Origin of the sequence: Actinoplanes sp. NPDC020271, from assembly GCF_044388125.1 — a bacterium.
GTDB lineage: Bacteria > Actinomycetota > Actinomycetes > Mycobacteriales > Micromonosporaceae > Actinoplanes.
This window is the reverse complement of sequence record NZ_JBIRWQ010000022.1, coordinates 131388-143639: the sequence shown is the minus strand read 5'-3', so window position 1 is coordinate 143639 and position 12252 is coordinate 131388. Positions and strand designations below refer to the sequence as shown.

General features: G+C 69.9%; 9 protein-coding genes. 6 read left to right on the top strand and 3 right to left on the bottom strand.

Annotation, left to right across the window (positions count from 1 at the left end; translation table 11 throughout):
• Positions 1 to 84: 84 nt before the first annotated feature.
• Genes ACH442_RS35805 through ACH442_RS35795 form a run of 3 tightly spaced genes read left to right on the top strand, consistent with a single transcriptional unit; the run spans position 85 to position 2285 of the window.
• Positions 85 to 1212, top strand: a complete 1128-nt coding sequence (locus tag ACH442_RS35805; protein WP_396342503.1) for an FAD-binding oxidoreductase — start codon at positions 85 to 87, stop codon at positions 1210 to 1212.
• Between the two features lie 32 nt (positions 1213 to 1244).
• Entirely contained in the window at positions 1245 to 1817 is a 573-nt protein-coding gene (locus tag ACH442_RS35800; protein WP_396342502.1) for a YbhB/YbcL family Raf kinase inhibitor-like protein, read from the top strand.
• 12 nt (positions 1818 to 1829) lie between these two features.
• The gene (locus ACH442_RS35795) at positions 1830 to 2285 is read left to right on the top strand and encodes a hypothetical protein (protein ID WP_396342501.1); all 456 of its coding nucleotides are present in this window, start codon (positions 1830 to 1832) and stop codon (positions 2283 to 2285) included.
• Here ACH442_RS35795 and ACH442_RS35790 read toward each other — a convergent pair.
• The 3 genes from ACH442_RS35790 to ACH442_RS35780 are packed head-to-tail and all read right to left on the bottom strand — an operon-like array spanning position 2282 to position 5565.
• Positions 2282 to 2896: a dihydrofolate reductase family protein gene (locus ACH442_RS35790; RefSeq protein WP_396342500.1), complete on the bottom strand. Its 615-nt coding sequence runs from the start codon at positions 2894 to 2896 to the stop codon at positions 2282 to 2284. The genes ACH442_RS35795 and ACH442_RS35790 overlap by 4 nt on opposite strands.
• Positions 2897 to 2940: 44 nt before the next feature.
• The gene (locus tag ACH442_RS35785; protein WP_396342499.1) at positions 2941 to 3504 is read right to left on the bottom strand and encodes a dihydrofolate reductase family protein; all 564 of its coding nucleotides are present in this window, start codon (positions 3502 to 3504) and stop codon (positions 2941 to 2943) included.
• Between the two features lie 12 nt (positions 3505 to 3516).
• On the bottom strand, positions 3517 to 5565 hold the full coding sequence (locus ACH442_RS35780; RefSeq protein WP_396342498.1) for a SpoIIE family protein phosphatase: 2049 nt from the start codon (positions 5563 to 5565) through the stop codon (positions 3517 to 3519).
• A gap of 106 nt (positions 5566 to 5671) precedes the next feature.
• On the opposite strand from ACH442_RS35780, the gene ACH442_RS35775 reads away from it, so the two are divergent.
• The 3 genes from ACH442_RS35775 (at position 5672) to ACH442_RS35765 (ending at position 12246) form a co-directional block, all read left to right on the top strand.
• Positions 5672 to 10057 (top strand): HAMP domain-containing protein, encoded by a 4386-nt coding sequence (locus ACH442_RS35775; RefSeq protein WP_396342497.1) that lies wholly within the window; start codon positions 5672 to 5674, stop codon positions 10055 to 10057.
• Positions 10058 to 10107: 50 nt separating this feature from the next.
• Positions 10108 to 10656, top strand: coding sequence for a two-component system response regulator (locus tag ACH442_RS35770; protein ID WP_396342496.1), 549 nt, complete (start codon positions 10108 to 10110; stop codon positions 10654 to 10656).
• Between the two features lie 90 nt (positions 10657 to 10746).
• Positions 10747 to 12246 (top strand): pectate lyase, encoded by a 1500-nt coding sequence (locus tag ACH442_RS35765; RefSeq protein WP_396342495.1) that lies wholly within the window; start codon positions 10747 to 10749, stop codon positions 12244 to 12246.
• Positions 12247 to 12252: the final 6 nt, after the last annotated feature.

Genomic DNA, 12252 nt, shown 5'->3' with positions numbered 1-12252 from the left:
CCTCGGTCATTCGAACATGTGTACGATATGCCAGAGTGGACGATCTTCAGCTCTGCGCTCCGGTCTGGTGGGGAGGCCTCGGACGTGACTGATTCCCTTCTCGACGCGCTCGTGGACATCTGTGGTCCCGACTTCGCCCGTCCGGCGAGGTCGGTGGACCAGGTGGGCGGGCACCGCGCCGGCTTCGTCGCGGTGCCCGCGACCGGGCCGGCCGCCGCGGCCACGCTGCGCCTCGCCGCCGAGAGAGGGCTCAGCGTCCGGGCGCGGGGTTCAGGCAGCAAAATCAATTGGGGTACGCCGCCGGCGGGGCTGGACATCATCGTCGACACGGGTCGCCTCAACGGCATGTGGCACCACCGCGGCGCGACCACGACGGTGGCCGCCGGGACACCCGTCTCCGCTGTTCAGGCCGCTCTCGCGTTGCAGGGCAAGCGGCTCGCGGTGGATCCGCCGTCACCCCGCGCCACGATCGGCGGGATGCTCGCGGTCAACGAGGCCGGCCCGCTCGCCCACCGGTTCGGCAGCCCGGCCGAGCAGACCGAGAGCGTCACGTTCGCCGAGGCTTCGGGCGCCGAGCGCGAGACCGACGGGGAGAACGGGCGGCCCGGCATCGCCGAGATCGACGGCGTGATCACGTCCGCGACTCTGCGGGTCCACCCGCTGCCTCCGGCCCGCCGCTGGGTGGGCCGCTCGGTGCGCACCCCGGCCGCGGTCGCCGAGCTGGTCGAGCAGGCGGTCGCGCAGAGCCTGGAGCCGAGCGCGATCGAGGTGGACCTGCCGGGCGCGGCCGAGGGCACGGTGGCGGTGCTGATCGAGGGCGACGCTGCGTCGGTCGACGGCCGCTCGGCGAAACTCGCGCAGGTCTGGGGTTCGGAGACCGTCCTGGCCGAGCAGGGTCCGCCCTGGTGGGGGCGCTACCCGTTCGGGTCCGGCGACGTGGCCGTGCGGATCTCGGTGCGGCCCGAGGGCCTCCAGGCCGTGACCTATGCGCTGCGTGATCTCTGCGGGGCGCCCGTGCCGTTGCGCGGGTCGGCCGGGTTGGGGACGGTGCATGCCGTGCTGCCCGCCGGCCTGCCCGTTCGCCGGTTGAGCGACATCGTGGCCGGGGTGGAGCAGGTGCTGCTGGCTCGGAGTGGGCGGGTCGTGGTGGTGTCCGCGCCGCCGGCCCTGGCGAGCGAGCTGGAGATGGCCGAGCCCCGTGACCTGTTCTAGATTTGCCCGCTCGGGAACCGGAGACTTGCCCCATGAGTTTGCTCGTCACCCTCGTCACTCCGCTCGGCCGGCTGCTGCGCAACAAACGACCCGATGAGAGCCTCAGCATCCGGCACGCCTCGGAGGTGGCCGCGCCGCGCGCCATCGAGCTGCGGTCGGCCGCGTTCGAGCACGGCGGTGAGATCCCCGACCGGCACTGCTCGCTCGACCTCGGGCCGAACATCTCACCCGAGCTCAGCTGGAGCGGCCTCCCCGACGGCACCGAGCAGTTGCTGTTCGTGCTGGAGGACATCGACGTGCCGATGAGCCGGCCCGGGCTGCACACGATCGCGCTGCTCCCGGCCGACCTCGACGGCCTCGCGGAGGGGGCGCTGACCACGGCGAACCCGGCGTTCCGGTTCGTGCCGGGCGCGCGGGGCCGGGTCGGCTACTTCGGGCCGCGCCCGTTGCCCGGTCACGGCCTGCACCGATACGGCTTTCACCTGTACGCCCTGGGCCGCGCGGTCCCCGCCGACGCCGCACTGCCGGGTCTCCCGGCCGTGCTCGCGACCGTTCGCGGTCACGTCCTCGCCGACGGCTTCCTGGAGGGCGTCAAGGCCGGCTGACAGACTTGGATCGTGGTCGACATCTATGAGCTCCTGCCCCGGGAGCGCACGCCCGGGCACTATCGCGACCTCGCCCTGGACCCGCGGATCGATCAGGAGGGGTTGCGAACTCTGGCGGTCAGCGGGTTTCCGTTCGTCCGCGCCGCCGTCGCCGGCAATCCGCGGGCCGACGCCCGGACGCTGGCCACGATCCGGTTGGACGACCTGGACAAGTACACACGCAACGGGCTGCTCACGACTCTGGCCCGGCACCAGAACGCGGACCGGGCGCTCCTCCTCGACCTGCTGCGCTGGGCGGTGTGGCTGCTCAACCAGCCGAACACGCGGCCGTATTCGCTCATGCTCACGCTGGCCGGGCGAGCGGAGCTCAGCCGGGCGGAGGTGCTGACCGTGACCAAGCAGCCCAACTCGTCACGGCGGATGAGCAACAGGGTGGCCCGTGCCCTCGACGAGCGCGGATCTGCCTAGAAGTGGGCGGGGAGCAGGGTGGCGGTCTCGGCGGCCAGGTGGCGGCCCATCCGGGCCACGTCACCGACCGCGTAGGTCAGGTAGGCGAACTGCCCGACCTCCCGCACTCCGGTCAGGATCAGCTCGTCGACGTGCAGCTTGTGGCGCAGCAGCGGCGTGCCCGAGCCCAGCACGGCCGGGGCGATGCCCAGAATGATCTCGTCGAGCAGGCCCTGCTGGGCGAACTGGGCGACCAGGTCGCCGCCGCCGGCCAGCCAGACGTTCTTGCCCTGGGCGGCGACGAGCATGGCCTCGTGGACCCGCCGGACGTCGCCGCTGATCATGAACACGTTGGCGTCCGGGACCGGCGGCAGGTCACGGTGGGTGAAGACCCAGCAGGGCACCTCGCCGTACATGTCGTGCCAGTTCTGCGGCTCTTCCAGCAGGTTGTCGTTCTCCAGCACCCATTCGTAGGTGGTCGCGCCCATGGCGAACGCGCCGACGCCGGCGAAGAACTCGCCGAACGGGTTCGCGGTTCCCTCGTCCACCTCGAAGAGCCAGTCCAGCGAGTTGTTCGCGTCGGCAATGTAGCCGTCGATGCTGGTGGCGGTGTAGTACTGCGTCTTCGCCATGCCAACACCATGCCACGCCGACGGCGACAAAAAGGGCAGATCGATCAAGCGGTTGGTGGGGTCACCGCGTACCGCAGATTGGCGAACTGACCGAGCTGACTCACCGACGTCAGGCTCAGGCGCTGCGAGGTGAGCCGCCGGGGCAGCAGCGGAGCACCGGTACCGAGCGTTGCCGGGGCCACCCCCAGGATCAGCTCGTCGAGCAGGCCGGCGTCGGCGAACGACCCGACCAGTTCACCGCCACCGACCAGCCACACGTTCTTCTCGCCGGCCGCGGCGGTCATCTCCCGGTGCACGGGGGCGACTTCACCGCGTACGAAATGCAGGTGTGCGCCGGGAATGCGCGGCAGCTCACGGTGAGTGAAGATCCAGGCCGGAGTGTCGCCGTAAGGCGAAAGCCACTTCTCGGGTTCCTCCACCGCGTTCTCGTGCGCGAGGACCCACTCGTAGGTGGTCGCGCCCATGGCGAACGCGCCGACCCCGTCGAAGAACTCGCCGAACGGGTTGGCGTCGCCGCCGTCGTCGACTTCGAAGAGCCAGTCCAGCGAGTTGTCCGGGTCGGCGATGAAGCCGTCGATCGTGGTCGCGGTGTAGTACTGGGTCTTCATCCACCCACGATGTCAGGCGTCGTTGCGCAGCACCAGAATCGCGATGTCGTCGCGCGGCTCCTCCACCGAGAAGTTGATCGTGGTGGAACGCAGCCGGGCCGCCATCGCGTCGGCCGGGTAACCGGCCAGCGGCGCGGCCGCCTCCCGCAGCCGGCCGGACCCGAAGAGCTCCCGCCCGCGGCGCCGCTCGGTCACCCCGTCGGTGTAGAAGATCAGCGAGTCGCCGGCGAGGAGCGTGACCTCGGCGTTCGGAGAAGTGATCGCCTCCAGCAAACCCAGCGCCGTGCCGCCCTCGCCGACGAACGTCGTCCGGCCGTCGTTGCGCACCAGCACCGCCCGGTCGTGCCCGGCCAGGTGCAGGCAGACGCGGAGGCTGCCGTCCGAGTGGCGGGTCACGGAGGCCATCGCGAGCGTGCAGTACCGCCCGCCGCCGCGCTGCACCAGCGTGCGGTTGACCCGCTGGAGAATCTCGCTCAGCGACTTGCCGTCGTCGACCAGGATCCGGATCACGTCGCGGACCAGGCCGGTCACGGTGGCCGCCTGCACCCCCTTGCCGGAGACGTCACCGACCACGACCAGCCAGCGATCCTCCCCGAAGGGCATCACGTCGTAGAAGTCGCCACCCACCTCGGAACCGGTCGGCACGTATTCCGCGGCGAACCCGATGCCGTCGACGTGCGGCAACGCCGGGGGGAGAAGAGAGGCTTGGAGCGTACGCGCAACCGTGCGCCGCTCGTCGTGAATCCGCGCGTTGTCGATGGCCAGGGCAGCCCGCCGCGCCACGTCCTCCAGCACCGCCACCTCGTCGGCGTCGTGCCGATGCTTCGCGTGCCGCCCCACCGCGAGCGTGCCGAGCCGCGCCCCGCGGGCCACCAGCGGCACCGCGAAGCCCTCCAGCGGCGCCCCGAACATCACCTGGGTGCCCAGCCGGGACGCCTCCTCGAGCCGGGCCAGTATCGACTCGGGGCCGGACTCGGCGAGCGTCGCGTGCAGGTTGGCCAGCGTGGACTCCTCGGCGTGGGTAGCCGCGGCCAGCTGCAGCCGCCCCCACGCGTCGGTGGTGTGCACCGCGCACCACTGGCCCAGCCGGGGCACCACGAGCTGCGGGATCAGCGCCATCGTGAGGTTCACGTCGAGGGACTGGGCGAGCAGCTCGGACGCCTCGGCCAGGAATGTGATCCAGGTGGCCCGGCGCACGTCGGCGCGACGCAACCGGTCGTTCTCCAGGTGCAGCGAGAACCGCTCGGCGACCATGGCGGCCAGCGACTGCGCGTAGCCGACCGGGGCCGCGTCCAGCTCCAGCTCCCCCGAGTACGGCCGGTGCACGCTCAACGGCACCCGGATCGTGTCGGCGTTGTCGCGCGGGGCCCGGCCGTACCGTGCGAGAAGTTGTCTTCCCATGCCGTCACCGCGGTCGACCCGCAGCACGCCGCCGGCCGCCCCGGTCAGCCGGGCCAGCCGGGAGAGCAGGTCGTGGGCCAGGTCCGCGAGACCCTCGTCGGTCTGCCGGTCGGAGCCGCTGCGCAGCAGCCCGGTCAGCGCACCCAGGCTCGGGGTGTCGGCCGTCGCCGGGATCCGCGACCCGTCGGTGCCGTCGGGCGCGTGATGGTCGAGGTGGAACCAGACGCCCTTGCCGTCGCCCTCGTGCACGGTGCCCCAGCGGCTGGCGAAGTGGTCGACCAGCAGCAGGCCACGGCCGCGCTCGGCGACCTCACCGATGTCCGGGCTCTCGTTCTTCGGCCCGACCGCGAGCTGCTCGACCGGGCCGGGCGCGAAGTCGGTGACGGTCACGGTCAGCCCGGACGTGTCGGCGGTGACCTCGATGTCCAGGTCGGTGTTGGCGTGCACCACCGCGTTGGTGGACAGTTCGGTGGTCAGCAGCAGGGCCTCGTTGAGCAGGCCGTCCAGCCCCGCCTCCTCCAGCACCGAGCGGACCAGCGCGCGCGCCGCCGCCGGAGTCCGGCGATCATTGGGGAGGCGGGCCCGGCGCACCAGGGTGCCGGACGTCGCTCCCGCGGGGATGCTCGTCCTGGTTCCTACCTCGGCTGGCACAGCATGCATCCTCTCCCTTGGGTGGGTGTATGCACAAAGTCGTCTCTCGCATTGACCCGGTCGGGCGAGAGAGGATAGGTACCCCCGGCAGCTTGGAACAGCGAGTGAGGACAGCATGACTGCGGCCAAGGAAGCCAGCGTCGGCGGCCCCGACGAGACCGTTCTGCTCGGTGAGCTCGCCGAGGCGCTGCGACGGGTCCGGCGCGGTGATCTCAAGGTTCGCCTGCCCCGGCGTGGCGGCCCGGCCGGTGCGGTGGCGGAGGCGTTCAACGAGGTCATCTCGCTGCAGGAGCGGCAGAATCTCGACCTCAAGCGGATCAGCCGGATCGTCGGCCGCGAGGGCCGGCTCACCGAGCGGCTGGACGAGGAAGGGCTGGACGGTTCCTGGGCCGACAGCGTCCGTTCGATCAACTCGCTGATCGACGATCTGGGCCGGCCGACGACGGAGATCTCCCGGGTCGTCGGCGCGGTGGCCGAGGGCGATCTCTCCCAGCACATGGCGCTGGAGATGGACGGTCGCCCCCTGCGGGGTGAATTCCTGCGCATCGGCCGGACCGTGAACACGATGGTCGATCAGTTGTCGTCCTTCGCCGAGCAGGTCACCCGGGTCGCCCGCGAGGTCGGCACCGAGGGTGAGCTGGGCGGTCAGGCCGACGTCCGCGGCGTCGCCGGCACCTGGAAGGACCTCACCGACTCGGTGAACACGATGGCGTCCAACCTGACCCATCAGGTGCGCTCGATCTCGCAGGTGGCGACCGCGATGGCCCGCGGCGACCTGTCGCAGAAGATCACGGTGGCCGCCCGCGGCGAGGTCGCCGAGCTGTCCGACACGATGAACGGGCTGACCGACACCCTGCGGCTCTTCGCCGAGCAGGTCACCCGGGTCGCCCGCGAGGTCGGCACCGAGGGCAAGCTGGGCGGTCAGGCCGAGGTGCCGAACGTGGCCGGCACCTGGAAGGACCTCACCGACTCGGTGAACTCGATGGCGTCGAACCTGACGAGTCAGGTCCGCAACATCGCCCAGGTCTCCACCGCGGTGGCCAAGGGTGACCTGTCGCAGAAGATCACGGTGGCCGCGCAGGGCGAGATCCTGGAGCTCAAGGACACCGTGAACACGATGGTGGATCAGCTGTCGTCGTTCGCCGACGAGGTGACCCGGGTGGCCCGCGAGGTCGGCACCGAGGGCCGGCTCGGCGGTCAGGCCCAGGTCCGGGGCGTCTCCGGCACGTGGCGTGACCTCACCGAGAACGTGAACCAGCTCGCCGCGAACCTCACCGCCCAGGTCCGCAACATCTCGCAGGTCTCCACCGCGGTGGCCAAGGGCGACCTGTCGCAGAAGATCACGGTCGACGCCCGCGGCGAGATCCTGGAGCTGAAGAACACCGTGAACACCATGGTCGATCAGCTGTCGTCGTTCGCCGACGAGGTGACCCGGGTGGCCCGCGAGGTCGGCTCAGAGGGCAAGCTCGGCGGTCAGGCCCAGGTCAAAGGCGTTTCCGGTACGTGGCGTGACCTGACCGACAACGTCAACTACATGGCGTCGAACCTGACGAGCCAGGTCCGCAACATCGCCTCGGTCACCACCGCCGTGGCGAAGGGCGATCTGGGCCAGAAGATCACGGTCGACGCGCGTGGCGAGATCCTCGAGCTGAAGTCCACTGTCAACACGATGGTGGATCAGCTGTCGTCGTTCGCCGACGAGGTGACCCGGGTGGCCCGCGAGGTCGGCACCGAGGGCAAGCTCGGCGGTCAGGCGCAGGTGCGCGGCGTGGCCGGCACGTGGCGGGACCTGACCGACAACGTCAACTCGATGGCCTCCAACCTGACCAGCCAGGTCCGCAACATCGCCCAGGTCTCCACCGCGGTGGCCAAGGGTGACCTGTCGCAGAAGATCACGGTCGACGCCCAGGGCGAGATCCTGGAGCTGAAGAACACCGTGAACACCATGGTGGATCAGCTGTCGTCGTTCGCCGACGAGGTCACGCGCGTGGCCCGCGAGGTCGGTTCGGAGGGCAAGCTCGGCGGTCAGGCGCAGGTGCGCGGCGTGGCCGGCACGTGGCGGGACCTGACCGACAACGTCAACTACATGGCGTCGAACCTGACCGCCCAGGTCCGCAACATCGCCTCGGTCACCACCGCCGTCGCCAAGGGTGACCTGGGGCAGAAGATCACCGTCGACGCCCGTGGCGAGATCCTCGAGCTGAAGAACACCGTGAACACCATGGTCGACCAGCTGTCGTCGTTCGCCGACGAGGTGACCCGGGTCGCCCGCGAGGTCGGTTCGGAGGGCAAGCTCGGCGGTCAGGCCCAGGTCAAGGGCGTTTCCGGTACGTGGCGTGACCTCACCGACAACGTCAACCAGCTCGCCTCCACCTTGACCATCCAGCTCCGTGCGATCGCTGAGGTCTCTACCGCCGTGACCCGCGGTGACCTGACCCAGAGCGTGGCCGTCGAGGCCCAGGGCGAGGTCGCCGAGCTGAAGGACAACATCAACCAGATGATCGTGACGCTCCGCGACACCACCAAGACCAACGCGGAGCAGGGCTGGCTCGACTCGAACCTGGCCCGCATCGGCGGCCTGCTGCAGGGCCAGCGGGACGTCGGCGAGGTCTGCCGCATGATCATGACCGAGGTGACGCCGCTGGTGGACGCGCAGCTCGGCGCGTTCTTCCTGGTCGACAACGAGGAAGCGGTGATGCGTCTGCGACTGGCCGCGGCGTACGGGTACGTCGCCCGCGACCACGAGGTCACCTTCGGCCCGGGTGAGGGCCTGGTCGGTCAGGCCGCGGTGTCGCGCCGCACGATCCGGGTGCGCGCGACTCACGACGGCATCCTGACCATGCGCTCGGCGCTGCTCGCGATGCCGCCGAACGACCTGGTCGTGCTGCCGGTGCTGTTCGAGGGGGAGATGCTCGGGGTGATCGAGTTCGCCTCGGTGGCCGCCTTCTCGGGCCTGCACCTGACCTTCCTGGAGCGCCTGGTCGCGACGATCGGGGTGGCGTTGAACACGATCCAGGCCAACCGGCGTACCGAGGAGTTGCTCGCGCAGTCGCAGCGGCTGGCCCGGGAGATGCAGGACCAGTCGGCCGAGCTGCAGCGGACCAACGCCGAGCTGGAGGACAAGGCCAAGCTGCTGAGCGAGCAGAAGGCCAACATCGAGCTGAAGAACCGGGAGATCGAGCTCGCCCGCCTCGGCCTGGAGGAGAAGGCACAGCAGCTGTCGCGGGCCAACACGTACAAGTCCGAGTTCCTGGCCAACATGAGCCACGAGCTGCGGACCCCGCTGAACTCGTTGCTCCTGCTGGCCCGGTTGCTGGCCGACAACACCGACCGGAACCTGACCGAGAAGCAGATCGAGTTCGCCCGGACCATTCACAGTGCCGGTTCCGACCTGCTCTCGCTGATCGACGACATCCTGGACCTGTCGAAGATCGAGGCCGGCCGGATGGACGTCGAGCCGGACGTGGTCGACTTCGACGGCATCCGCAGCTACGTCGAGCAGGCGTTCGCACCGCAGGCCGAGGACAAGGGGCTGCGGTTCGAGGTGGAACTGGCCCCCGACCTGCCGGACTCGATCGTCACCGACCCGCAGCGGCTCCAGCAGATCCTGCGCAACCTGCTCTCCAACGCGGTGAAGTTCACCGACAACGGCTCGGTGACGCTGAGCATCTTCGCCGCCTCGCGGGACAGTGATCGGGACGTCCCGTCCCTGGTCAGCGGGGAGCAGATGGTCGCGTTCGCGGTGCGGGACACCGGGATCGGCATCTCGGACGAGAAACTCGCGATCATCTTCGAGCCGTTCCAGCAGGCCGACGGCACGACCACCCGGAAGTACGGGGGCACCGGCCTGGGCCTGTCGATCAGTCGCGAGTTCGCGGCGCTGCTCGGCGGCACCATCGCGGTCCGCTCGGTGCCGAACGAGGGGTCGACGTTCACGCTCTACATGCCGGAGGCGCTGACCTCCGACGCGATTCCGATGCCGGCTCTGCCCGCGGCGCCGGCCAAGGCGATCTCGGTACGCCCGGTGGCGTCCCTGGACATGCCGCTGATCGAGCGCTCCCGCCCGGAGGAACCGGCGCCGATCCACCCGGCCGGCCGGCAGCTGGACGGCGCCACGGTGCTGATCGTCGACGACGACGTGCGCAACGTGTTCGCCCTGACCAGCGCTCTGGAGATGCACGGGCTGAACGTTCTCTACTCGGACAACGGGGTGGACGGCGTCCGCATTCTCAACGAGCATCCAGAGGTGGACATCGTGCTGATGGACGCGATGATGCCGGACCAGGACGGGTATGAGACCACGCGGGGAATCCGCCGGAATCAGCGCTTCCGCGACCTACCGGTAGTGTTCCTGACAGCGAAGGCGATGCCCGGTGACCGGGAGTCGGCTCTCGCCGCCGGCGCCAGTGACTACATCACCAAGCCGGTCGACCTGGACGAGTTGATCGAGTTGATGGCGCGCTGGGTGAACGCGGAGACCACGGAACCGGAACGCGGCTGAGACCGTCTCTCTGACGGGGAGCCGCGGCGGAAGGAACGAGGTGAGCACGCGTGGGTGAGCGCGCCAAGGCATTGCTGGTCGACGACCGGAAGGACAACCTGCTGGCCCTGGAGGCGATTCTGCAGGGTCTTCCGGTGACCGCGGTCGCCGTCGAGAGCGGTGAGGCCGCGCTCAAACAGCTGCTCACCGATGATTTCGCGGTGATCCTGCTGGATGCGCACATGCCCAACATGGATGGTTTCGAGACGGCCAGTCACATCAAACGGCGGGAACGGACCAGGCACGTGCCGATCCTGTTCCTGACCGCGGCCGACCGGGACGCCCAGCTCGCCCTCCGGGGTTACGCCGTGGGCGCGGTGGACTATCTGACGAAGCCGTTCGACCCGTGGGTGCTGCGGGCCAAGGTGTCCGTCTTCGTCGAGCTGTGGGGGAAGAACCAGCAGCTGAAGGCGCAGTCCGAGGCAACCCGGGAGCGAGATGCGCAGTGGGCCCGGCTGACCGAGACGGTCGACGAGGCGGCCCGCGTGCTGCGGGCCGGCGGCGAGGACGCGGCCACCGAGGCCCTGGCGCTACTGGAGAAGGCTCGCTGGGGTAGTTAACTGCATGTGACCTAGGTCACCTGGGGCAACGAAGTTGATCGCCCGCGCCACAAGCGGTCGAAGCCTCTTCCCCCAGGAGCTAGGAGCAACATGCGGCACGCACACCCCGACGACGCCATGGCCGCGAGCCGTCGTCGCCGCCGGATGATCACGGGCCTCGGCGCTGCGGGAGCCGCCGGTGCGGTCACCGCGCTCGTGGCGGTTCTCGTCCCCAACGCTTCGGCCAGCAGCACGACGTTCAGCGACGACTTCGAGAACGGCACGAGCGCCTGGTCGAAGTCCGGCGGCACCTGGGCCGTGGTGACCGACGGGTCGAAGGTGTACAACCAGTCCAAGGCGGACAGCGAGCTCGCCCGGGTCTTCGCCGGCGACACCTCGTGGGGCGACTACTCGGTGCAGGCCAAGGTCAAGGGCGGCACGTTCGGCAGCGGCGGCCTGGCCGGCATCGCGGCCCGGGCCAGCAGCTCCTCGACGATGTACCGGCTGGCCCTGCTCGGCACCGGCAAGGCCGAACTGCAGGCGGTCAAGGGCAGCACCGTGTCGGTGCTCGCCTCGACGCCGGTGAGCGGCGCCACGGCCTGGCACACGCTCCGCATCGACGCCTCAGGATCCACGATCAAAGGCTTCCTCGACGGTACGGCCATCGGTAGCGCCACCGGCACCCTTGCCGCCAAGGGCCGGATCGGCCTGGTCACCAGCTTCGCCTCGGCATCGTTCGACGACGTCGCGGTGACCCCGGTCTCCGCCGCGACCGCAACGGCCACCGCCACGGCGACCGCGACCGCCACGGCGACCGCCTCGCCGAGCGCGACCAAGACGGCCACGGCTTCCCCGAGCGCGACCAAGAGCGCCACCGCCACGCCGACCAAGACGGCCACGGCCACCCCGACCGCGACCACGTCCGCGTCGACCACCTGGCCGACCGCGACCGGGTCGAAGGCGGTCACCGCCACCATCGAGGTGAAGACCAGCCTGGACGGCGGCAACGTCCGCTACTTCGGCAGCGGTGACCTGGGCACCGACTCGCAGGACGAGGACCAGGGCCCGCTCTTCGAGCTCGCCGACGGCGCCACCCTGTCGAACGTGATCCTCGGCGACCCGGCCGCGGACGGCGTGCACTGCCTCGGCTCCTGCACCCTGACCAACGTCTGGTGGGAGAACGTCGGCGAGGACGCCGCGACGTTCAAGGGCGGCACCTCGGCCGTCTACACCGTGAACGGCGGCGGGGCCAAGGGCGCCGACGACAAGGTCTTCCAGCACAACGGCGGCGGCACTCTGACCATCAAGAACTTCCAGGTCAGCGACTACGGCAAGCTCTACCGCTCGTGCGGCAACTGCAAGACCCAGTACAAGCGCTCGGTCGTCGTGCAGAACGTGATCGCCACCGGCAAGGGCAAGGCGCTGGTCGGCATCAACACCAACTTCGGTGACACCGCGACGCTGTCCGGCATCACCGTGGTCGGCGCACCGACGCTGAAGGTCTGCGACAAGTTCAAGGGCAACAACACCGGCGCCGAGCCGACCGAGATCGGTTCCGGGGCGGACGGCGTGAACTGCATCTACTCGGATTCCGACATCACCTTCAAGTGATGTCCG

Bases quoted from the DNA above. Each gene is read 5' to 3' on its own strand.
- ACH442_RS35800 (WP_396342502.1), top strand. From the start codon at position 1,245: ATGAGTTTGCTCGTCACCCTCGTCACTCCGCTCGGCCGGCTGCTGCGC.
- ACH442_RS35790 (WP_396342500.1), bottom strand. From the start codon at position 2,896: ATGGCGAAGACGCAGTACTACACCGCCACCAGCATCGACGGCTACATT.
- ACH442_RS35785 (WP_396342499.1), bottom strand. From the start codon at position 3,504: ATGAAGACCCAGTACTACACCGCGACCACGATCGACGGCTTCATCGCC.
- ACH442_RS35780 (WP_396342498.1), bottom strand. From the start codon at position 5,565: ATGCATGCTGTGCCAGCCGAGGTAGGAACCAGGACGAGCATCCCCGCG.
- ACH442_RS35775 (WP_396342497.1), top strand. From the start codon at position 5,672: ATGACTGCGGCCAAGGAAGCCAGCGTCGGCGGCCCCGACGAGACCGTT.
- ACH442_RS35765 (WP_396342495.1), top strand. From the start codon at position 10,747: ATGCGGCACGCACACCCCGACGACGCCATGGCCGCGAGCCGTCGTCGC.